Origin of the sequence: Sutterella sp. AM11-39 (genome assembly GCF_003472385.1) — a bacterium.
Lineage (GTDB): Bacteria > Pseudomonadota > Gammaproteobacteria > Burkholderiales > Burkholderiaceae_F > Duodenibacillus > Duodenibacillus intestinigallinarum.
In genome coordinates this window covers 1-22,482 of the sequence record NZ_QRLV01000018.1, presented here as the reverse complement: position 1 = coordinate 22,482, position 22,482 = coordinate 1, and the positions used below count along the sequence as shown (strand labels likewise).

21 protein-coding genes are annotated in these 22,482 nt (G+C 56.7%); 12 read left to right on the top strand and 9 right to left on the bottom strand.

Features of this window, described 5'->3' with window-relative positions:
• Positions 1-146: 146 nt before the first annotated feature.
• Entirely contained in the window at positions 147-752 is a 606-nt protein-coding gene (mobA, locus tag DW133_RS09685; protein WP_158571189.1) for a molybdenum cofactor guanylyltransferase MobA, read from the bottom strand.
• A gap of 136 nt (positions 753-888) precedes the next feature.
• Here mobA and glp point away from each other — a divergent pair, with 136 nt between their 5' ends.
• Entirely contained in the window at positions 889-2,142 is a 1,254-nt protein-coding gene (gene glp, locus DW133_RS09680; RefSeq protein WP_158571188.1) for a gephyrin-like molybdotransferase Glp, read from the top strand.
• 36 nt (positions 2,143-2,178) lie between these two features.
• Here glp and DW133_RS09675 read toward each other — a convergent pair whose 3' ends face one another.
• Both DW133_RS09675 and DW133_RS09670 read right to left on the bottom strand, forming a co-directional pair.
• Positions 2,179-3,249 (bottom strand): metallophosphoesterase, encoded by a 1,071-nt coding sequence (locus DW133_RS09675; protein WP_118276454.1) that lies wholly within the window; start codon positions 3,247-3,249, stop codon positions 2,179-2,181.
• Positions 3,246-4,268 carry a YafY family protein gene (locus DW133_RS09670; RefSeq protein WP_118276453.1) on the bottom strand — a complete coding sequence of 341 codons (1,023 nt, stop codon included), beginning with the start codon at positions 4,266-4,268 and terminating at the stop codon, positions 3,246-3,248. Before DW133_RS09670 ends, DW133_RS09675 begins: the two co-directional genes overlap by 4 nt.
• 360 nt (positions 4,269-4,628) lie before the next feature.
• On the opposite strand from DW133_RS09670, the gene DW133_RS09665 reads away from it, so the two are divergent.
• The 8 genes from DW133_RS09665 to DW133_RS09630 all read left to right on the top strand — a co-directional run bounded on the left by DW133_RS09665 (position 4,629) and on the right by DW133_RS09630 (position 10,948).
• Entirely contained in the window at positions 4,629-5,363 is a 735-nt protein-coding gene (locus tag DW133_RS09665) for a YebC/PmpR family DNA-binding transcriptional regulator (protein ID WP_118276452.1), read from the top strand.
• A 136-nt stretch (positions 5,364-5,499) separates the two neighbouring features.
• Positions 5,500-6,786 carry a phosphoribosylamine--glycine ligase gene (gene purD / locus DW133_RS09660; RefSeq protein ID WP_199588878.1) on the top strand — a complete coding sequence of 429 codons (1,287 nt, stop codon included), beginning with the start codon at positions 5,500-5,502 and terminating at the stop codon, positions 6,784-6,786.
• Between the two features lie 91 nt (positions 6,787-6,877).
• Positions 6,878-7,489: a hypothetical protein gene (locus DW133_RS09655; RefSeq protein WP_118276450.1), complete on the top strand. Its 612-nt coding sequence runs from the start codon at positions 6,878-6,880 to the stop codon at positions 7,487-7,489.
• 39 nt (positions 7,490-7,528) lie between these two features.
• Positions 7,529-8,176 carry a nicotinate (nicotinamide) nucleotide adenylyltransferase gene (gene nadD / locus DW133_RS09650; RefSeq protein ID WP_158571187.1) on the top strand — a complete coding sequence of 216 codons (648 nt, stop codon included), beginning with the start codon at positions 7,529-7,531 and terminating at the stop codon, positions 8,174-8,176.
• Positions 8,177-8,224: 48 nt separating this feature from the next.
• Positions 8,225-8,620, top strand: coding sequence for a ribosome silencing factor (gene rsfS / locus DW133_RS09645; RefSeq protein WP_118276448.1), 396 nt, complete (start codon positions 8,225-8,227; stop codon positions 8,618-8,620).
• Positions 8,621-8,629: 9 nt separating this feature from the next.
• Entirely contained in the window at positions 8,630-9,100 is a 471-nt protein-coding gene (gene rlmH, locus DW133_RS09640; RefSeq protein ID WP_118276447.1) for a 23S rRNA (pseudouridine(1915)-N(3))-methyltransferase RlmH, read from the top strand.
• Positions 9,101-9,103: 3 nt separating this feature from the next.
• Complete coding sequence (locus DW133_RS09635; protein ID WP_118276446.1) at positions 9,104-9,745, top strand: nucleoside triphosphate pyrophosphatase; 642 nt, start codon at positions 9,104-9,106, stop codon at positions 9,743-9,745.
• A 252-nt stretch (positions 9,746-9,997) separates the two neighbouring features.
• Positions 9,998-10,948 carry a DMT family transporter gene (locus tag DW133_RS09630; RefSeq protein ID WP_118276445.1) on the top strand — a complete coding sequence of 317 codons (951 nt, stop codon included), beginning with the start codon at positions 9,998-10,000 and terminating at the stop codon, positions 10,946-10,948.
• 249 nt (positions 10,949-11,197) lie between these two features.
• Here the strand turns inward: DW133_RS09630 and DW133_RS09625 are convergent, their stop codons facing one another.
• The 3 genes from DW133_RS09625 to mutL form a co-directional block, all read right to left on the bottom strand.
• Positions 11,198-12,046 (bottom strand): hypothetical protein, encoded by an 849-nt coding sequence (locus tag DW133_RS09625; protein WP_118276444.1) that lies wholly within the window; start codon positions 12,044-12,046, stop codon positions 11,198-11,200.
• Positions 12,047-12,108: 62 nt separating this feature from the next.
• Positions 12,109-13,047, bottom strand: coding sequence for a tRNA (adenosine(37)-N6)-dimethylallyltransferase MiaA (gene miaA / locus DW133_RS09620; protein WP_118276443.1), 939 nt, complete (start codon positions 13,045-13,047; stop codon positions 12,109-12,111).
• On the bottom strand, positions 13,047-14,921 hold the full coding sequence (mutL, locus tag DW133_RS09615) for a DNA mismatch repair endonuclease MutL (protein WP_118276442.1): 1,875 nt from the start codon (positions 14,919-14,921) through the stop codon (positions 13,047-13,049). The genes miaA and mutL overlap by 1 nt, the downstream gene beginning before the upstream one ends.
• A gap of 293 nt (positions 14,922-15,214) precedes the next feature.
• Between mutL and DW133_RS09610 the strand changes: the two genes are divergently transcribed.
• Positions 15,215-15,895 (top strand): VTT domain-containing protein, encoded by a 681-nt coding sequence (locus tag DW133_RS09610; RefSeq protein ID WP_118276456.1) that lies wholly within the window; start codon positions 15,215-15,217, stop codon positions 15,893-15,895.
• An 89-nt stretch (positions 15,896-15,984) separates the two neighbouring features.
• On the opposite strand, the gene DW133_RS09605 is transcribed toward DW133_RS09610, so the two are convergent.
• The 3 genes from DW133_RS09605 to tkt all read right to left on the bottom strand — a co-directional run bounded on the left by DW133_RS09605 (position 15,985) and on the right by tkt (position 20,332).
• A complete protein-coding gene (locus DW133_RS09605; RefSeq protein ID WP_118276441.1) occupies positions 15,985-17,190 on the bottom strand; it encodes a phosphoglycerate kinase in 1,206 nt (401 codons plus the stop codon).
• Positions 17,191-17,272: 82 nt separating this feature from the next.
• Positions 17,273-18,289 carry a type I glyceraldehyde-3-phosphate dehydrogenase gene (gene gap, locus DW133_RS09600; RefSeq protein WP_118276440.1) on the bottom strand — a complete coding sequence of 339 codons (1,017 nt, stop codon included), beginning with the start codon at positions 18,287-18,289 and terminating at the stop codon, positions 17,273-17,275.
• A gap of 27 nt (positions 18,290-18,316) precedes the next feature.
• A complete protein-coding gene (gene tkt, locus DW133_RS09595) occupies positions 18,317-20,332 on the bottom strand; it encodes a transketolase (RefSeq protein ID WP_118276439.1) in 2,016 nt (671 codons plus the stop codon).
• A 202-nt stretch (positions 20,333-20,534) separates the two neighbouring features.
• Here tkt and DW133_RS09590 point away from each other — a divergent pair, with 202 nt between their 5' ends.
• Both DW133_RS09590 and DW133_RS09580 read left to right on the top strand, forming a co-directional pair.
• Positions 20,535-21,254: a 16S rRNA (uracil(1498)-N(3))-methyltransferase gene (locus DW133_RS09590; RefSeq protein ID WP_118276438.1), complete on the top strand. Its 720-nt coding sequence runs from the start codon at positions 20,535-20,537 to the stop codon at positions 21,252-21,254.
• Between the two features lie 212 nt (positions 21,255-21,466).
• The coding region (locus DW133_RS09580; RefSeq protein ID WP_147408927.1) for a transposase at positions 21,467-22,482 on the top strand (1,016 nt) is incomplete at its 3' end.

Here is a 22,482-nt window from a genome sequence, read left to right as displayed (position 1 = left end):
CGATAAAAAAGAGTCGTTGTTCGCGACTCATTTTTGGCTTCCCGTCAAACGAGATTGCGAATTATGAAGTGGCTTTTTCAGGTTGTCAAGGGAGATTTTCGAAAATTTTCGACACCTTTTCTCTTTTTCTTCCTAACTCACTGATTTCAAAGACATTTGTTTTTAGCAGTCAGATCTTCGGCACGATTCATATTTTCGAACGCTCCCTCATCGTCAAAATCAACCCAGACCACGTTCATCGTCCGGTTGAGCCAACGGTGCAGTGCGAGCTGTCCGGTTGCCAACGCTTCCCGGACAGCGTGTTTCACATCGGTCTTGATCAACATGAATACCGGCTGCTCCCTCCCGTTGGTACGCGCCGCCGCCACAGCTCTCCCACGATGCTCATTCAAGCCTCCGGCAAGGCGCTCAACGTAGTCACTCGGCAGAAACGGACTGTCGCACGGCGCCACCACCATATAAGGCGTCTTCACGATTTCCAACGCTGCCGCGATGCCGGCAAGCGGCCCCGAGAAATTTTTATCGTCATCCGTCACAACCGGATATCCATATTTCGCGTAGACATCTTCATTGCGATTGGCGCTCACCACCAACGTCCGGCACTGAGGCTTGAGAATGCCGATCACGTGTTCGACAAGAGGCACATCTTCAAACGCGACAAGCCCCTTATCGACTCCGCCCATGCGGCTTCCTTTGCCGCCGGCCAGTACCAAACCCGTGATGTCCTCTTTTTTGATCCGATCGTTTTGCATCGTTTTCTTCGCCAATCGTTTCCGGAGATATTGCATCGGCAGAGCACTTCAGATAAATGACTCAGTCGGTGAATCGCTCTCTTGCTTCGTTCTTCCTCTAATATGTCGAACACCGCTATTTACAGAGTTGATCAACATGTCTGCCGCTCGTCAAGTTTTTGAATCTATCACAGTCGACCGTGCCCGCGAACTGATTCTCGAGACTGCGCCCAAACCGACCGAGACGATAACACTGCCGCTTGCGCAAGCCGTCGGGTTCGTGACGTCCTGCGACATTGCCGCCGCCAATCCGCTTCCCACCTACACCAATTCGGCCATGGACGGCTATGCGTTTCGCTTTGAGGACGTAGTTGGCGAACAAGAGATCGTTTTACCGATCGTCGGACAAAGTTTTGCGGGCGCCCCCTGTCAGCAAACAAACTTTGAACCCCGCACCTGCATTGAAATCGCAACGGGCGCCGCGATGCCCGAAGCGTTTGACACCGTCATTCCGTTCGAAAAATGCGACATTGACGAAACCGCCCGCACGATTCGCTTTCAAACCGCCAGTGTCAAGTCATGCGCCAATGTGCGCTATGAAGGCGAACAAATCAACCAAGGCGAAGTCATCGTCTCTGCCGGCACGCGTCTCACGGCTCAACATCTTGCGCTTCTGGCCGCCGCCGGCGTAAGTGAAGTTGTCGTCTATCCCCGCGTTCGCGTGTCGCTTTTGACGACCGGCAGTGAACTGGCCGAACCCGGTCAGCCGCTCGGTCGCTTTCAGACCTACAACAGCAACGGCGTCATGCTTGAGACCATGCTCAAAGCGATGAACTGCGAGGTCGAATCCGTCTCGATGCAGGACAGCGCCGAAGTCATCGCTCAAAAGATCGCCGAACTGCTCGAGCGCAGCGATATGCTTCTTCTGACGGGCGGAGCCGGCAACGGCAAGTTCGATCTCAGCCAAACGCAGCTCAATGCCATGGGATCCATGCAGCCTTGGTCCATCAATATGCGGCCCGGTCGTCCCATGCGTTTCGGTCAGATCAGCGGCAAACCCGTCTTCGTTTTGCCGGGCAACCCCGTGGCCGCTTTCGTGAGTTTCCTGGAATTCGCGCGCGGCGCTCTGCTTCAGATGCAAGGCCTCACCGAAGGACTGTGGCTCAAGCAGTATCCGGCCCGACTCGTCAATGACATCAAGAAAAAACCGGGCCGCGCAGAATTCATGCGCGCTCGCATCGTTTCCTTTGAAGACGGCGCCCCCGTTGTTGAGCCGCTTCTCAACCAAAGCTCGGCTGATCTCGTCATGCTCACCCAAGCCGAAGTCATCCTCTGTCTGGACCACGACTCAGACCGATACGCCAAGGGCTCGATCGTCCCGATTCAGTACCTGCGCGACGCAGGACTCTAAAGCATTCGAAAATGGCCGCTTTCGCGGCCATTTTTGTCAGGACTGATTTTTTGACTTATTTGCGTTTCCTTCCGAGCCGTTTTGTCGCTGGTCTCTGTTGTAGCGATTGCGACCGTTGCGGTTGAAGTACCGGGAAGGACGTCTGGAGACATTGCTCGGCGAATAATCGGTGCCGTTGTCTCGAGCTTTCAGTCTGTCGAGCATCTCCTGATAGTCAAACGGGACGCTGTCGAGCTCGTCCGGAGAAGGTTCTTCGCCGGCCTGCTGCATCACGAGTATGTCGCGCGGATCAATTTCGGCCGGACGCACCACGCGTCCGTTGAGATCAACAATGCCGCGAAAACCTACCGCTCGAACCTGCATGCCTTTATAGACGCCGTACTCGCAGTCCTCGTGCTGGTGACCGTGGAAAAGCCACCTGACGCCGAGACTCTTTGCAAGACGATCGATCGCATCGAACCCTTTTTTATGACAGCCCGCCGCTTCGTGCGTAACCAGAATATCGGCCTTGCACTGCTGCAGCGCTTCGTATGTCGCCGGAAAAATCGACGAGCGATGACGACGCGGAAGACCGCCTCGCCAGAGATTCGTCTTGGGACTGCGGCGCACGAAGCCGGTTGCCGACTGATAGTTCGGACGGCCTTCGGGCATCCAGATCTGTCCGCGAAACACGCCTCCCAAACCGGCAATGCGCAAGCCCACAACGTCGGCTACGCGTCCGTGCAGATTGTGCTCGGCAATCGGCCCGTGCCAGAGTCGGTCGTAGTACTCCTCGCAATCGGTGTCGTGATTGCCGGGGATCCACCAAACCTGGGTAAGGGCGAGCGTCGGTGCAAGCAACGTTTCGAGATCCTCAGGCGGCTGCAGATCACCCAGGATCACGATGGCGTCCGGATGATACTTCTCTACCGTTCTGTTGATGTATTCGAATTCCCCGTGCGGGTCACCGCAGAAGAAAATCTTGGGCTGCGGTTTGCCCTGCTTGTTGCCTTGAGCCTTCTGAGCCGATCCTCTGCCCTCATGCCAGGGCTTTCTGCGGCGGAAATTGCGGTGCGAGGTTCTATTCTCGGCAACGGCAGGCACGTCGTTGCGTGCATTGTCCGTCATGTTCTGTCCTCCGAGTCCTCGTACTGCCGCAGCGCCAGGCGGTGCTGCTCACGAATGTAATCAATCAAGTCCGCGGGAGCAAGCACTTTGGCGTGCGAGCCCAACCGCATGATTTCCCCTGCGATTTCGGGTTCGCGCGCATACGGCACGCGCAACGTCATGCCGCCGGCGTCGTCAAAGGTCTGCTGCTGATCCTTATGCCAGACGGTAAACCGCTCGTAGGGCGTCATCACGTCATCGACGACAATCACGGCCGTCTTGGTTTCACCGCCCGAGAAGATCCCATAGGTGCCGTCGAGTGCATGTTCAATGTCGCGCATGGCAACGACACGGCAACGCACGTCAAGCATCTCGGCAAAGCGGATGTTTTCCACGGCAAAAGTCTTGAGCTTGCCCGATTCGTGACACCATGCATCCAGATACCAGCGTCCTCTCCAATTCACCAGACGCAAAGGGCTGATCTCGCGTCCCGACTCGGCGTCCCGAGTACGCGTGAAATAGGTAATGCGAAGCCGGCGGCGCTGCGCGAGAGCCGCTCCCACAATGCTGAAAAACGGCGCATCGATATTGGGAACGGAAGGCATGATCACCTTGACGCGCTTAAGGAGCTCCTTGGCTTGAATGAATTCGCCGGGAAGCATCGCCAGGAGCCGCGAGCGAAGCGCTTGCATTTGCGAGGCAAGCACGGCCTTCGGATCATTCTCGATTCGTCCGAGAAGCTGAACGACAGCTAAGAAGGCATACATCTCATCGGGCGTATACCAAGCCGCGGGAAGCTTCGGAACGAATCCATCCCTGTGCTCCGACTTCTGGTCGCGCGCGTACGAGTAAGCATTCTGCGAGCGTGAATAGACAATCGGGGCACCGAGCTTTTCGCGCATGTAGCGCAAATCGCGCTTGAGCGTGGGCGCGGAACACTGCAAAGCGGCTTGTAACGTTTCAAATGAGACCGAGCCTTCCTCCTGCAGAACTTGATCAATGCGGTAAAGCCGCATTGCAAATGTCAGGCTGGATTTCATTATTCAATAAACAAAAATTTTTTGGTGGCCCCATTATAGAGCAGGGCCCTCAACGGCCTCAGTCCGCAAAGTCAGGTCAGACTGCGATTTTTGCCCAAGTTCGCCGACTCGAAAAGTCAACTAAGAAATCGTTCGCAATTGACCCAAGCTCTTGTCTACAGGCCGTTTTTTCGTTCGCGCGCATTTTTCCAGACTTCCGAAAAATGATTAAAATTCGAAAATTTCCGCGCGCGGGCTCATTTTGCGGGCCTTCTTCGACGTAAGACGTCTGTCGACTGCAGACGCAAGGAACGCCCTCAAACCGCCGCAAGACACACGGTTTTCACATACTCACACATCGACAACAAGGATTTAGACAAAATGTCCGGACATTCCAAATGGGCCAATATTCAGCACCGCAAGGGCCGTCAGGACGCCAAGCGCTCCAACCTCTGGACCAAGCTTGTGCGTGAAATCATCGTAGCCGCACGCGTCGGCGGAAGCGGCGATCCCGACATGAATTCCCGCCTGCGTCTGGCTATTTCCAAGGCTCGTGACGGCAACGTTCCCAAGGACACGATTCAGAACGCCATTTTGAAGGGTACCGGTCAGCTCGAAGGCGTGAACTACGAAGAAGTCCGCTACGAAGGCTACGGCATCGGCGGCGCCAGCCTCATCATCGACTGCACCACCGACAACCGCACCCGTACCGTGGCTGATGTGCGTCACGCTCTGTCCAAGCACGGCGGCAACATGGGGACCGAAGGCTCCGTGTCCTTCCAGTTCCGTCACTGCGGCGAATTCCTCTTTGCCCCCGGCACCAACGAAGACACCGTGATGGAAGTGGCCCTTGAAGCAGGTGCCGACGATGTCGTCACCGATCCCGATGACGGCTCGATTGATGTGGTGTGCGATCCTGCCGCTTTCGACGCCGTTTCCAAGGCCTTCGAAGCTGCCGGTCTCACGCCGGTTTCCTCCGAAATCACGATGAAACCGCTTAACGAAGTTGAACTCAAGGGCGAAGACGCCGCCAAGATGCAAAAACTCATCGACGCGCTTGAAGATCTTGACGACGTAAGCAACGTCTACACGAGCGCCGTGTTCGACGAGGAATAACAAGTTTTTCAAACGCTCGGAAAAGTCTTTTCGTTTTGAAAAGATCAATCCGACAAAAAAGGCTTGCGGGTAGAATTCCTGCAAGCTTTTTTGTATCTGCTTTCTCTGTCCGGCTTTCCTGTCGACAGATTGGAGAATTTTTGTGACTAAGGTCTTAGTGATCGGCAGCGGCGGTCGTGAACACGCCCTTGCCTGGCGTCTTGCCAAATCCGAAGGTGTTGAAAAAGTTTGGGTTGCTCCCGGCAACGCCGGCACGGGCGCTGACAGCCGCCTTGAAAACCTCCCCATCACCGACATCGAGGCCCTGCGCGACTGGGCTCTGGAAAACAAAATCAATCTGACGGTTGTTGGTCCCGAAGCCCCGCTTTCCAAGGGCGTGGTCAATGTCTTCCGCGCCGCCGGTCTCCTGATCTTCGGCCCCACCAAAGAAGCTGCTCAGCTCGAAAGTTCCAAGGACTTCGCCAAAGCCTTCATGAAACGCAAGGGTATTCCGACGGCTGAATACGAAAGCTTTACCGATCCGCAGGCCGCCCACGAATACGTGCGCGCCAAGGGCGCCCCGATCGTCATCAAGGCCGACGGTCTTGCCGCCGGTAAGGGCGTCGTGGTGGCGATGACCGAAGACGAAGCGCACAACGCCATTGACGACATGCTCTCGGGCCACAAGTTCGGTTCGGCCGGTGCCCGCGTCGTCATCGAAGAATTCCTCGAAGGCGAAGAAGCAAGCTTCATCGTGATGGTCGACGGCAAGAACGTGCTGCCGCTCGCAACCAGCCAGGACCACAAGCGCCTGCTCGACGGCGACAAGGGCCCCAACACGGGCGGCATGGGTGCCTATTCGCCCGCCCCCTGCGTAACCGACGAAGTCTATGAGAAGACGATGCGCGAAATCATTGAGCCCACCGTGCGCGGCATGGCCGAAGACGGCATCGTCTACACCGGTTTCCTTTATGCCGGCCTCATGATCGGCAAGGACAAGGAAGGCAAGACCACCGTCAAGACGCTCGAATTCAACTGCCGCATGGGCGACCCGGAAACGCAGCCCATCATGAGCCGCATCAAGTCGGGCTTTGCTCAGACGCTGGCTGCCGCAGCCGCAGGCGACATCACCAAGGGCGGCATTGAATACGACACGCGCTCGGCTCTGGGCGTTGTGCTTGCCGCACGCGGCTATCCGGAACACCCGGAAAAAGGCGCCGTAATCACCGGCCTTACCGAAGAAACGGATGATGCAGTGATCTTCCACGCCGGCACGTCCAACGATGCTCAAGGCAACATCGTTGTGTCGGGCGGCCGCGTGCTTTGCGTGGTCGGCTTGGGCGATACGCTCAAACAGGCCCATGATGCCGCTTACCGCACGGCCGATCAGGTACACTTTGACGGCGTGCAGAAGCGCCGCGACATCGGTTATCGCGCGCTCTGAGTTCATCAAACGAACGACGTCGGCGGAGAATTCCGACTCTGCCGATGTCTTTCGCATAAACCCGTTACCGACCAACCGACTTCACGAATTGATGCGCATTACAACAACACTTGCCCTGTCGGCCGCGATGCTCACGGGTCTTGCCGCGCCAGCCTCGGCTTCGGACGAACCTTTCGGCTATCCGAGCACGTTGTTGCACGCCCGCAGCACCTATACCGTGTCGCCCGCCACTCCCGTGCTGCTTGGCGACACCGTAGTGGTGCTCGAGCAGTCGCGCATCAGCGACGTCGCCGCCATTGTGCAGTCGCGCATTCACTCGGAAGACGATGGCCGCCGCTGGGTCTGCGCTCAGGCCAAAAACGGCGATACGCCGCTTCGACTCTGGTTCATCGCCACGGGCCAAGAAACCGTCACGGAAGTGCAGATGTCGCCGGGCACCTTCGAGTCTCCCAAGAACTGCGGACGTCTTACCGCCCACTTCGAACCGGTGTACCTTTCGCGCATTCAAAGCGGCATGACCGTGCGAGAGATCGCCACCGACATCGGCCCGGCGAGCGCGCATGACGACGAAGGCTGGTACTTCTGGGTCTCGCGCCGCAACTACTCCTACGACGGCGAAAACTACACGGAATACGTTTGGGTCGGTGCGCATGAAGTCGGCGACAAAGTGCGCGAAGTCTTCACCACGCAGCTGACGCGTTGATTCGGCGTATCGGTCGGCAGCCTTCGGATGGAATTTCCTATGCGTCGAGGCATCGGACTTTTGGGCGGCAGTTTCGATCCCGTCCACAACGGGCATTTGGCCGTCGCTCGCGGAGCTCTTCAATCCCTGCGTCTGCAGCGCGTCGATTTCGTGCTCGCGCCTCGCCCCTGGCAAAAATCGGTCGCCACACCCGTGTCGCTTCGCCTGGAGATGTTGCGCGCGGCAATCGGCAAGAACGAATCGCTTGCGGTCTGCACCAAAGAGCTCGAGCGCACGGGGGCCACGTACACGATTGATACGGTGCGCAGTCTGCGCGAAGACTACGGGCCTGCGATGCCGCTTGTCTTGCTCATCGGCGCCGATCAATGGGAGAATTTCCACACTTGGCGCTGCTGGCAGGATCTCTTTGATTTTGTGAGCGTCGCCGTGTGCACGCGCGAAGAGCAAATGAAGGAACCCGCACCTGACGTGGCCGCCTTCGTTGCCGAGCGCCGGGTTGTTCCGCATGAACTGACGCTTGCACCCGCCGGTCGCTTTACGACCTTTGACATTGCGGCGCACGCGGCCAGCTCAACGAAGATCCGCGCGCTTTTTGCGACTCGGCCTCGCTCCGAAGCCTTCAAGGCACTCGATACGTGGCTGCCGACATCTGTGGCACGCTTGATTGCGCAACACAATGCTTATTGATTTTTTCGGGACGCCGAAAGCGGCCCTTAGCTATTAAAAAAGGAAAACATGCTCAACACGGAAGAACTTTTGAACGTCATCGTCAACGCCCTTGACGACGTTAAAGCCAAGGACATCGTGGTGTTCGACACCACCGGCAAGACGAGCGCCTTTACCCGCGTGGTGGTCTGCTCGGGCACGAGCAACCGCCAGACGCGCGCACTCGGCATGTCCGTTTCGCGTGCCGTGCGTGAAGCCGGCGGCAAGGTGAGCGGTCTCGAAGGCAGCGACACCGGCGAATGGGTGCTTGTGGACTGCGGCGAAGTCGTCGTCCACTGCATGCAGCCCGCCATGCGCTCCTACTACAACCTCGAAGAACTCTGGGGACCTGAGACGCTCGACATTTCGGCCTATCTCGACTCGCTGGCTGAAAAAAGCGCCCACGCGCCCGAAACCGCTCAGTAATTCCCGACCATGCACATCACCATCGTAGCCGTGGGGCAAAAGCTCCCGGCTTGGGCTCAGACCGCTGTTGACGATTATCTGGCTCGCTTTCCCCGCGACTTTACGGTCATCGTGAAAGAAGTCAAAGCCGAAGCACGCACCGGCGGCAAGCCCGTCGCTCAAGTCATGGCTGCGGAGGCTGAACGCATCGAACGCGCCGTTCCTGCGGGCGACATCCTGGTTGCCATGGACGAACACGGCCGCGACATGACCACGGTCGACTTCTCTAAAAAGATTTCCGCCTGGAAAAACGAGGGTTGCGGCGTCACTTTCATCATCGGCGGCGCCGACGGTCTCGATCCGGCGCTCAAAGCCAAATCGCGCATGATGCTGCGGCTGTCTTCGATGACGCTACCGCACGCGTTTGCCCGAGTTCTGCTGACCGAGCAGATCTATCGCGCCTGGTCGATTCTTGCCAATCACCCCTATCACCGCGTTTGAACCATGCCCGTTTTGTACCTTGCGAGCAAAAGTCCTCGCCGCCGGGAGATTCTCGCCGGCATGGGAATTTCCGACATTGAAGTGATCCACGCGGGCCCTTCCGTTCTGACGGCTTTTGAGGGTGATGAAACACAACACGACGGCGAAGCCCCTCAGGACTACGTCGTGCGCACGGCTTGCGAAAAAGCTCGTCAGGCCATGGACCGCATCGCAGCCGAAGGCAAAATCTCTTTGCCCGTGTTGGCGGCAGACACCGTGGTGATCTGCGGCGATGAAATACTGGGAAAACCGGAGGATGCCGCGAAGGCTCGTCTTTTCATGCAGAAACTCTCGGGGCGTACCCATGAAGTGCGCACCGCTGTGGTTGTCAGCGATGGAATATCCAAACAGCTGCACGTGGCCGTGAGTATCTCTCAGGTGACATTCTCAAAACTCTCGTCCAAGCAAATCGAAGCCTATATTCGTACGGATGAACCATACGACAAAGCCGGCGGCTATGCCGTTCAGGGGCTTGCGGGGCTGTTCATCGAGCGCATCGAAGGTAGCTACTCGGGCATCATGGGACTACCCGTCTTCGAAACGGCGCAGCTTCTGGCTAAAGTCGCGCCGCAACTCCTGCCGGACTGCGCATTGACGGGCCGTTAATCTTCCTTTTCTTTCGTCACTACGCCGCCGATTAGTCCAGCGTAATGACGTTTTTTTAGCTATTTTTGACCGTCTTTTTAGCAAATTCGACTCATTTCGAGTCAGTTTGACTAGAAAGGCAAAAGAGAGCCGCAGCCATGCGAAACATCACTCCTAGAAGAGAACGGATCTGGCAAGTTTTGGGCACTTTTTGATAATTCCGCCTGGCGCCTGTTCTTTAGACTCGAGTTCCCCGTGGGAGGAACAAAAAACATGTTGCGGAACAAGTGGTTCGGCCACCTTATGATCATCTTTACGCAGGTCGTACTGGGCGTCAACATTCCGATTACACGCGATTTGCTGCTGAACTATTTGAGTCCGATGGGCTATATCGGAGTGCGCGCGGTCGGTGCTGCGCTCTTTTTCTGGACAATTCAATTCTTTGCCAAACGCGAACGCATTGACAAACGCGATTTCTGGCTCATTTTGCTCGGCGGCTTTCTGGGTTTCGTTTTTTCTCAATACCTGACGTCGCTTAGTTTGCAGTACACGACGCCGGTGTATTTCTCACTGATTTTGGCGCTCTCACCGGTTGTCGTGTTGCTGCTACAGGCTATCTTCTTCGGCGAAAAAATCACGCGCAAAAAGCTATTCGGCATTTTGTTGGGAATTCTCGGCGCGGCAATTTTGGCCATGCGTGCAGCGTTTGAAACCGGCAGCGCCGGGACCAACAACCTACTCGGCATCGCGTTTGCCACTGTTTCAATCGTGGCATTTGCGGCTTATGTCGTCATTTGTGGAGACATCAGCAAAAAATACCGTCCGATCACACAAATGAAGTGGATTTTCACCACGAGTTGCGTTTTTGTGTGCCCCGTTTGGGTTTTAAGCGGTCAATGGCAGCATGAACTTCTGTGGACGGCGACGGATTTTCACGTCGGTTTGCTTGAGATCGCCTTTCTGATCGTCTTTTGCACCATTGCAACCTACACACTGATTCCCATCGGCATGCGCACGGTGAGTGCTACGGTCGTGAGCATCTACATGAACCTGCAGCCGATTGTGGCATCGGTCACGGCGATCCTCATCGGCATGGATGTCTTCACATGGGATAAGCCTGCCGCACTTCTGCTCGTGCTGCTCGGCGCCTTTGTGGTGACGTCGGATCGGCCGGCAAAGGGGCAATCAATTCTGAGAGAGGCGGAAAGATCTCAGGAGCATTGAAAATTCCACAATCTCCGCGATAACAGCTTAGAGACTTTCTGAGACAACAAAGTCCGCCCGAACTATACCAAACTGTAATCAACGGGCCGGGACTGTACCAAAAAAGGCGAGAACTGTACCAAAAAAACAGCTAAGTATACTTACAAGCATACTTTGGTACAGTTTCTTCAAGTTATAAATTTGCAGAAACTCATTGATATAAGTTATCACCACAACAATTTCAGGTCTCAGACGCTATTCATTAGCCCCCTACTCTTCGCTGTTGATTGCCGCTTTGAGACGACGGTCAAACCAACCGGAGAGGTTGTCCATCACCTCAATGTGTACCGAGCCAAGTTCCGGAAAACTTTCTGTCAGACGTGTCTGAATACCTCCCAGTTCCTCCGATGAGAAACGGTTGGCAGAGGCAACATGCAGCAATGGCTGATCTCCGAGCCAACGCAAACGAAACCCCGCTTTCAGTTCGGGCAGTTCGGAAAGAAAATCTTCGACTTGCTGCGTCAGACGCAACCGGCGCGCATCGGGCGCGTCGCCATAGTCAAAGCGCGTCAGTAGACAAGGGCGCGCGGGTTGCTGAGGATCGGGCAAACCGAGGCGTGCTGCGGCCGCACGAATCATGGGTTTCGTGAGACCTGCATCGGCCAGGGGTGTATGCACCCCCAACTCCTTTATTGCTCGGCTTCCGGGACGAAAAACCAATGCATCGCTGGCGTTGCTGCCGTCGCACAAAGGTGCCGGCGATTGCTTTTGCAAAAACGAAAAGATCGACCGTTTACAGACATAACAACGGTTGCGTCCGGCCGCGGCCAACGCCTCAGGTGACGGCAAAGGCGGATGCACCACACGAACAGTCAAGCCCATGGCCTGCGCCCGATCGGCGGCGTTCTGAGACTCCGTGGGCGACACGTGTGCGGCAGACGCGTGAAGCAGCTCAACTTCCAACCCGCATTTGGAAGCAAAAAAAGCCAGGAACCGACTGTCCAGTCCGCCGGAATATGCAATGCAAAGACGATTGTTCTCGGCCGTGTTTTTGAGCACGTTTCGCAGACGCTGTAACGCGCGTTCGATTTCTTCGTTTTGAATCATATTGACAGCCATTTTCCTGCTTTTACACTCAATTAAGCACAAAACCGATCATTTTCCAGCGATCAGATGTCAACTTAATCCAGATTCGGATCCGCCATCTGACGCAGCTTGTCCTTAATGGTTGTCAAAGGCGTTTCATAAGGATCAAACGTCACCACACCGAGCATGGAGCGCAACCACGTGATCTGACGCTTGGCGAGCTGACGCGTCGCCGCCTTGCCGCTTTCGAGGAACTGATTGAAATCGATCTCCCCCTTGAGGTGCGCAATCGCCTGACGATATCCGACGGCGCGCATGGACGGCAGATTTTCATCAAATCCGGGACGTGCCATGAGCGTGCGAACCTCGTCAAGAAAACCGGCCTTGACCATGGCATCAAAGCGCTTGCCGATCATCTCGTGCAGTTTGGCTCGATCCTGCGGGAAAAGTGCCGCCACGGCAAGCGTGGGATCGTAACGCTTGGCTCCGGTATGCAAACTCGAGAGCGGCTTTCCGGTGATCTCAAACACCTCCAGAGCGCGTCCGATGCGCTGTCGATCGTTGGGAGCAAGACGCGCGGCTGTCACGGGATCAACCTGAGCCAGCCGTTCGTGCATGGCTGGCCACCCGAGCTCCTCGCCCAGCGCCGTGATACGTTCTCGAACCGAAGGATCCGTTGCCGGGCTTTCATCCATCCCCTCTCTCAGGGCTTTGGCATACAACATCGTGCCGCCCACCAACAGAGGGTAACGACTGCGCCCCGAGATCTCTCCGATGAGCCGCTCGGCATCTTCGGCAAATGCAGCGGCGCTGTAGCTTTCTTCAATATCAAGGATATCGATCAGATGATGCGGCACTCCGCCTTGTTCTTCCTTAGTGGGTTTGGCGGTGCCGATATCCATACCACGATAGATCAGAGCCGAATCGACGGAAATGATTTCCGCAGCAAACTCACGGGCCAACATCAGCGAAACGGCGGTCTTGCCGCAAGCCGTAGGACCGAGAAGCATCAGAGCTCGAGGTTTTTCGCTCATCACTTGCCTCGCATAAAAAGCTTGTCGAGGTCGGCAAGCGTCAATTGCGTCCAGGTCGGGCGACCGTGATTGCACTGATCGGCGCGATCGGTACGTTCCATCTCGCGCAGAAGCGCATCCATTTCCTGCAGTGTCAATTCGCGATGGGCACGCACCGAACCGTGACAAGCCATGGTGGCAAGGCATTCGTTTCGAAGCTGTTCGGTCAGAGCCGAATCACCGAAGCGGGCAAAATCTTCCAGCAGGTGCGTCACCAGATCCGCCGCATCAAACTTGCCGCGCGCAAGAATCGCCGGCAGCGCCCTCAACGTCAACGAGTTTTCACCGGCCGCCGTCACTTCCAGTCCCAAGGGAGCAAACTTCTCCTTGTGCTCCTCAAAAAGCGCCATGGTCTCATCGCTTACCTTAAAGACCGTCGGCACCAACAGCTGCGTGATGTCCGTGCCGACCGAAGTTGCTTTGAGCTTTTCGTAGGTCACGCGTTCGTGCGCGGCGTGCATGTCGACGATCACAAGCCCCTGACTGTTTTCCGCAAGAACATAGATACCCGCAATCTGTGCAATCGGCCTGCCCAACGGCTGGTTGTGGGCTGTCGCCTGCGACAGGAGATCGGCAAAACTCGGTTTGGAGGAAGGCGAGGGATTCGAACTCACGGAAGACGGCGACGTATGCGAACCACCGTACAGATTGAGCCACTGTTGTTCGGTCAGAGGCTTGGGGGCAACGCTCGAAGATGCGGACCTCTCAAAGTGTCCGCCCGATGCAAAGGTGCCGCCCGTCGGGCGCGGAGGCATTGCGGCCGGAATCGGCCGAGCTTGTATCGGTTCATCCGGCTGGCTCTCATGCATGGAAACGGGAGCCTGATCGCCGGCTCCATGCGCAATCGTGCGCATGATGGCCGAAGAGACAAAACTGTGCACCAACTGACTGTCGCGGAAACGCACTTCGCTTTTTTGCGGATGAACATTGACGTCAACGCGAGACGGGTTGATCGAAAGCGAGAGCACGAACATCGGCTGGGCCTGTACGTGCAACACATCGGCATAAGCCGTCTTGACGGCATGCTGAAGGACGCGATCACGTATGAAGCGACCGTTTACGAAGAAAAACTGCTTGTCGGCCCGACTGCGGGCGGCCGTGGGCAACCCTACCCAGCCTTCGAGATGCAGGCCGGGCGCATCGGCCTCAAGGGAGCGGCAAGCGTCCTTGAACTCCGCAGGCATCACGGCAAAAACGCGTTCGGCCGTGGGTTGAGCCGGCAGATGAAGGCTTGCCCGAGCATTCGTAAACACGCGAAAGCGCACTGAAGGGTTTGCCAAGGCCATACGCTCGACCTGCGCCAAAATATGCGCGGTTTCGGTGGCAGCCGATTTTAAGAACTTGCGTCGGGCAGGCGTCAGATAAAAGAGGTCCTTTACTTCTATGCGGGTACCCTTTTGGCCGGCCGCAGGAACGATACCGTCGCGGCTGATGGCCCAGGCTTCCTCGGCCTCGGCCGTGCGACTTGTGATCGTCACGTCGGCCACCGAATCAATGGACGCCAGCGCTTCGCCTCGGAAGCCGAAACTTGCAACGCTCTCAAGGTCGGTAAGCGTTCGGATTTTGCTTGTGGCGTGACGCTTAAGGGCCAACGGCAGGTCTTCCTTTGGAATCCCGCAGCCGTTGTCGGCGACAACGATACGCTTGATGCCGCCCTCTTCCAGACGAATCTCAACATCCGTTGCACCGGCGTCTAGAGAGTTCTCAACCAGTTCCTTGACGACTGAAGCCGGACGCTCGATCACTTCGCCCGCAGCAATCTGGCTGATCAGCCGATCGGAAAGCTCCTGAATCTTTCGCGGTGCCGTCGGCTCCCGTTGCAGTTCTTCACTCATGAAAAAAATCTCAAATACAAAAATCGATTCAGAAGGATTGTACTAGTCGGACTTCGCGCTCGGGACTCGCTTTTTCCATATTGGAAAGCGTCTACTTTCGCTTGTTTTGCCTTCGCAGTGGCATTGCGCAGCAATCTTCAGCAATCTTGTTGACGCGAACGTTACAACAGTGCAAAAGCGCTGTGATATTCTTAGCAGACCTTGCAGAAGCGCCTGCATTTTTTTCGGCGCTTCCTTTGTTTATTGCCTGCGCCGCCTTTTGTTTTCACTCGGCGCCACGAAGAAAGAAAAACATGGACATCACAAGCCTCATTCTGGAGCTTTTCACCAACGCCGACCACTTTCTTATGGTGCTCGCCACCGAATACGGCTGGTTCGTTTATCTGGCGATGTTCCTGATTTTCTTTCTGGAAACGGGCATTGTGGTGCTGGCTTTCTTGCCTGGGGACTCGCTGCTCTTTGTTTCAGGTACCGTCGCTGCAGCCGGCACAATGAGCCCCTGGGGCCTGATGCTTGCCGTGATTCTCGGCGCATGTCTGGGCAACACGCTGGGCTTTCATACAGGCCGATGGCTCGGCAACAAAATCTACGACGGCTCCATCAGCTGGATCGACATTGAAAAACTGCGCAAGACGCAGATTTTCTACGAAAAACACGGCGGCAAGACGATCGTTCTTGCTCGTTTTGTGCCGATCGTACGAGCCTTTGCCCCGTTGGTGGCCGGTGCCGCCCGCATGAGCATGGCCCGCTTTGAGCTCTACAGCGGTCTGGGGGCCTGCATCTGGGCTGTTTCTCTGATCGGTGTGGGTTATCTTTTCGGCAACATCCCGATCGTCAAGAACAATCTCTCGATGATTCTCTTACTGGGCGTCATCGCCGCTGCCATGGGTCCCGTGGTTGTGGCTATCGGCTGGAAATACGTTCACATCCTTGCCGACAAGTTGCGCCGTCAAGACAAGATGGAACGATCCTAAACGGTTCTGTTTTAGTTTCGACCATTGAAAAAGGCACCGATTCCGCTGGAGAACCGGTGCCTTTCGTTTAGACCGACAGCAAGATCGCCTTACTTGGCAGCGCGCTGCTGCAGTACGGCAATCGCCGGCAGACTCTTGCCTTCCAGGAATTCCAGGAATGCACCGCCGCCGGTGGAGATATAACTCACCTTGTCGGCCACACCGAAAACGGAAACGGCAGAAACCGTATCGCCGCCGCCCGCAATCGAGAAGGCGCCGTCGGAGGTTGCCTGAGCAATCGCCTTGGCCAGTTCGGCCGTACCCTGAGCGTAGGGAGCCATTTCAAAGACACCGACCGGACCGTTCCAGACGATCGTCTTGGCCTTCGAAACGTAGTCAGCCAGGATCTGGGCGGTCTTCGGACCCACATCGAGAATCATTTCGTCGTCGGCCACATCTTCAACCGCGCAGGTGCGGTACGGTCCTTCAGGCGAGAAGTTCTTGGCGGCAACCACGTCAACAGGCAGCGGCAGCGTAGCACCCTTGGCCTTGAGCGTTTCCAGAACCTTCTTGCATTCGTCGACGAGTTCGGGCTCGGCAAGCGACTTGCCAACTTTGTAGCCGGCAGCCAACAGGAACGTGTTGGCAATACCGCCGCCCACAATGAGCTGATCGACCTTCTGAGCGAGATTGTTGAGGATGGTGAGCTTGGTCGAAACCTTCGAGCCACCGACGATAGCCACCAAGGGATGCTCGGCCTGAGCCACAGCCTTGGTAAGCGCTTCGATTTCGGAAGCCATCAGGGGGCCGGCACATGCCACGGACGCAAAGCGCGCCACACCTTCGGTCGAGGCTTGAGCGCGGTGAGCCGTGCCGAAGGCGTCATTCACGTAGACGTCACACAAAGCGGCATAGGCCTTGGCGAGTTCCTCGTTGTTCTTCTTTTCGCCCTTGTTGCAGCGGCAGTTTTCAAGCATAACCACCTGACCGGGCTTAATCTGCACGCCTTCTTCCAAGTAACGGCGCGAAAGCGTAATGGGCACGCCCACGAGTTCGCTCATACGAACGGTGATGCCGGCCAGAGAATCTTCAGGACGGCATTCGCCTTCGGTGGGTCGACCCAAGTGGCTCATCACCATGACGGCGGCGCCGGCGTCCAAAGCCAGGCGAATGGCAGGCACGCTGGCAATCAGTCGGGTTTCATCGGTGATGTTGCCCGCTTCGTCGCGAGGGGCATTCAAATCGGAACGGATCAGCACGCGCTTGCCGGCAAGGGCGCCCTGCTTGGCAAGCGATTCCAAGGTCTGGACTTGCATAACTCTAAGTCTCTATAAGGATTTTGAAAACCGGCTGCAGAAGTGTTTCCTGCAGCCGGTCTGTCGAACAAAAGTTCTTCGATTACTTGGCAGCCATCATCGCGCAAGCCGTATCGAGCATGCGGTGCGAGAAGCCCCATTCGTTGTCATACCAGCTCGTCACCTTCACCAGACGACCGCCGGAGACCTTGGTGAGCGTCGCGTCAAACGTCGAGCTGTGCGGATCGTGGTTGAAGTCGATCGACACGAGCGGAAGATCGTTGTAACCGAGAACACCCTTGAGGCGAGCGGATTCGGAAGCGGCCTTCATGATGGCGTTGACTTCTTCAACCGTCGTGTCGCGCTTGGCTTCGAAGGTCAGATCGACAAAGCTCACGTTGATCGTGGGCACGCGCACGGCAAAGCCGTCGAGCTTGCCGTTCAATTCTGGCAACACGAGACCGACGGCGGCAGCAGCACCGGTCTTGGTCGGGATCATGGAGTGCGTAGCCGAACGGGCGCGGCGCATATCCTTGTGATAGACGTCGGTGAGCACCTGGTCGTTGGTGTAGGAATGAATCGTGGTCATCAGACCGCGTTCGATACCGATGGCTTCATGCAGCGGGGCCACGACTGGAGCCAGGCAGTTCGTCGTGCAGGATGCGTTGGACACAACGGTCATGTCGGACGTGAGCACATCGTCGTTGACGCCGTACACAACGGTGGCATCGGCGTTCTTGCCGGGAGCGGAAATCAGAACCTTCTTGGCGCCCTGTTCGAGGTGCACCAGAGCCTTTTCCTTGCTCGTGAAGGCGCCCGTGCATTCGAGCACCACGTCCACGCCGTATTCGCCCCACGGGATTTCACGCGGATCGCGCGTCGAGAACATGCGGATGCGGTCGCCGTTGACGATGAGCCATTCCGGGCCGTCGGTCGACACTTCACCGTTGAAGCGGCCGTGCACGGTGTCGTAGCGCAGCAGGTGCGCGTTGATTTCATCGGAACCGAGCGTGTTGACCGCCACGATTTCAACGTCGTGCTTCTTGCCGCTTTCGTGGTGAGCGCGCAGAACGTTGCGCCCGATGCGGCCAAAGCCGTTGATTGCCACACGAATCGTCATTGGAATTCTCCTAACCTTTTTATTCAATTACTTGGCGATCAACGCCAAAACTTTTTGCACGCAATTTTCGGGCGTAAAGCCGAAATGTTTCCACAAAACCGATGCCGGTGCGGATTCACCGAAGGTATCGATGCCCAGAACGTCGCCGTTGCCGTGCAGATACTTGTGCCACAGACCGGTCGTACCCGCTTCGACAGCCAGGATGGGCTTGTCGGACGGCAAAACCGCATTGCGGTACTCGGCGTCCTGACGATCAAACACATCGCAGCAGGGCATCGAAACGACGCGGACCTGAACGTTCATGGCCGTCAAAAGAGCTCGGGCCTTCATGGCGAGTTCCACTTCGGAACCCGTCGCCACGATCACCGCCTGCACCTTGTCGGCGCCGGCAGGCGCTTCGGCAGCAATGTAGCCGCCCTTGGCGATGGCGTCGGCATCCACTTCGTCGCGTTCGACAAATGCACAGTTCTGGCGCGTGAAGATCAGAGCGGCCGGGCCGTCGCGGCGCTCAAGCGCTGCAGACCAGGCGACGACGCTTTCGACCGTGTCGGCCGGACGCCACACGTCGAGATTCGGAATTAGACGCAGGCTTGAAACGTGTTCGATCGATTGGTGCGTCGGACCGTCTTCGCCCAAACCGATGGAGTCGTGCGTGTAGACGAAGATCGAACGCAGCTTCATCAGAGCCGCCATGCGAATGGCGTTGCGGGCGTAGTCCGAGAACGTGAGGAACGTGCCGCTATAGGGAATGAAACCGCCGTAGAGCGCAATGCCGTTTTGGATGGCGCTCATGCCGAATTCGCGAACGCCGTAGCTGATGTGGCGACCGCACATGTTGTCGCGTGTAAGACGCTCCACACCGGTCCAGTTAGTGAGGTTCGAACCCGTAAGGTCGGCAGAGCCGCCGAGCAATTCGGGAAGAGCGGGGGCCAGGGCGTTGAGAGCCTTCTGGCTTGCCTTGCGTGTAGCCACCGTTTCAGCGGCGGAAGCGGCGCCGCAAAGTGCGTTCATCACGGCTTCGTCAAAACCTGCGGGCAGGTCGCCAGCGAGACGGCGCTTAAATTCTGAGGCAAGTTCAGGATAAGCCTCTTCATACTTGGCAAAGAGTGCTTCCCAGTCGCCCTGCATGCGGCGACCGGCTTCGCGGGCATCCATGGCCGCATAAATTTCCTGCGGCACTTCAAAGGGCGGATAGTTCCAGCCGATGTTGGCACGGGTGGCCGCGATTTCGTCGCCGCCGAGCGCTTCGCCGTGAGCCTTGGCCGTGCCGGCGCGATTGGGACTGCCCTGACCGATGACGGTGCGGCAGATGATCAGCGTGGGCTTGGCGGTTTCGGCTTCGGCCTGCGTCAGAGCGACATCCACCGCTTCGGCGTCATGGCCGTCGATCGGTCCGATCACATTCCAGCCGTAGGCTTCAAAACGACCGCGCACGTCGTCTCCGTACCAACCCTTGATGTCACCATCAATGCTGATGCCGTTGTCGTCGTAGATCGCGATAAGCTTGTTGAGCCCCCAGACGCCTGCAAGCGAGCAGACTTCGTGGCTGATGCCTTCCATCATGCAGCCATCGCCAAGGAAGCAGTAGGTGCGGTTGTTGACGACCTCAAAGCCGTCGCGGTTGAATTCCGCCGCAAGCATCTTTTCGGCAAGCGCCATGCCGACGGCGTTGGCGATGCCCTGACCGAGCGGACCGGTCGTGGTTTCCACCCCCGGCGTAATGCCGACTTCAGGGTGCCCCGGCGTTTTGCTGCCGAGCTGGCGGAAATTCTTGATGTCTTCGATAGAAACGTCATAGCCCGTCAAATGCAGCATCGAGTACTGCAACATGGAGCCGTGACCGTTGGAGAGAATGAAGCGGTCGCGTGCAGGCCACTTGGGATCAGCCGGATTGTGACGCAGGTGTCGCGTGAACAGCGTCACGGCGATGTCGGCCATGCCCATGGGCATGCCGGGGTGGCCGGACTTGGCGCGTTCGACCGCGTCCATGGAAAGGGCGCGGACAGCGGCGGCCATCGTCTTGGCGGAGACTGTTTCGGTCATTTTTATATCGGGTAGAAAAATGCGAATGAAAGCGCTCCGGGACGCATCCCGGAGCCGTTTGTTGGAGTGGCCCGATTTTACCATGCGTGCGGACGTGGCCGCAGTTTTCAATTTTCACCTTCCTGATTCTCTTTGCCGTGCCCGCATATGCTTTTCTACAATTCTCAATATCGCCTTAATCAGACCGTTTTGTTATTTTCTTATGCCTCGTTTCTACTGCCCTGACGCAACCTTTGTCCTACATGAAAAATGCGTGTTGCCGGAAAAAGCTCGGCACCATGCTGGCCGCGTACTGCGCATGAAGGCAGGCGACACGGCCACACTTTTCGACGGCAAGGGAATGGAAGCCTCCGGCCCCATCGCATTTGAAGGCAAAGACGGCTTTATTGTGATTGAGAGCATCGCCCGGTCAACCGTCGAAAGTCCGGTTCGCATGCGCCTCGTTCAGGCCCTGGTCAGTCCCGAAAAAACGGACTGGATCATCGAAAAGGCCGTCGAAACCGGCATCTCCGAAATCGTGTTGGTGCCGGCAGCCCGTTCGGTCACGAAACTTACTGCCGAGCGCGCTGCCAAACGACTGGCCAAATGCGTCGACATCGCCGCAGGGGCTGCCGAACAGTGCGGTCGCGCCGTGGTGCCGAGCATTTCCTTTATGCCTCTGGCTCAGGCTCTGGATTTGGAGGATCAAGCGCGCTTTATCTTGGCGCCTGGCGCGACATCCGCTCCGAAACTTACGGAGCTGACCTCCTGCACCTTTGCCGTGGGGCCCGAAGGCGGCTTTGACCAGGCGGAAATCGCATTGGCCTGCGAAAAGGGCTGGCAGTGCACTTTGATCGGACCGCGCGTATTGCGAACGGAAACCGCCGCCATCGTGTTTGCTTCGCTTGTCGGAGCAGCAAGCGGTGATTTGCGCGTTGTTTGACATACTTCTATTGAGGTATGTATTCCGAGGTTTATGAAAGCAACGTGAAAGCCCGCGTCCGACTCCTTTTCTTCAAAGAAATCCCGCATTCCTCCCCTGTATTCATACAGGGGAGGAATGCGGCTCTAAAACCCCGACGCTATTTTTTTGAGAGGCAGGCAACAAATAGATGAATGTTGTCTGTACACTGAGTTCCTCGTGAAAGGAACCCTATGCTCACCGGACGCAAATTTGCCGCCAGGTTTAAGAATTCATCTGCACGCGAGGCCTACCTCACCTGGTCGGCCGGGCAGATGTTTATCTACAACGAATGCGTTCTGGAACAGAGGTTCTTTGACAGCCTCAGCCGACTGATAGCGGAAACTGAACGGCATAAGCAGCCGATTCGGAATGAGTGCCGCGTAGCGCGTCCCAAACCCGATCAGAAATACGCGCATTTTGTTGATAAGGCACAAAGACCGTGGTTGTCTCAGGTGCCCTCGGCAATTCTGGGTATCGGTGCCTTCCGTTTTTGTCAGGCTTCTAAAAGGGCTGCAGCAGGGTTGGCCGCTCGTCCCAAGTTGCGTGCCATCAAAGACGCCGAGCGTCATCTGCTGCTGACGCGAGCCTACTTTTCGATTGAACCCGCAGGGCGCGTGGGCTGGTATGAATTGCGATTCGGAACCGCACGCATTCCGGGCGGAACGATTCTGTTTCGGGCACACCGTGAGTTTGTCGTGCCGGCAATGGTCAGCGTGACGCTGACAAGCAAGGCGCTCTTTGTTTCCATGAGCTACGAGGAGACAGAACAAAAGCAATTTCCGGAAACAGAAAAGGAAATGCTTGAGCGACTGCGGCAATACTCTGAAGAGGAACTCATCGCCTGCGGAAACGGGATTGACCGGGGTGTCGTGCGTCCGGTTCAAACGAGTAACGCTCCCGAGCCTTACGCGCTGACAAAGGATCAGCTGGAAAGAATCCATCGCAAAGAACGTCAGCGCAAGCATTATCAGAAGCGTATGGCTCGTTGCGAAAAAGGCAGCCGTAACAGGGCAAAAATGCGTCGGAAAGTGGCACGGACGTTTGACTATCGCAAAAACGTCATCAACGACTTTGCGCATCAGACCTCTCACGCCTTGGTCAGTGACGACAAAGTGCAGTTTTTTGTACTTGAGGACTTGAGAGTCAAAAACATGACCAAAAGGCCTGAGCCGAAATACGATGACAACGCAAAAGCATTGCCTAACGG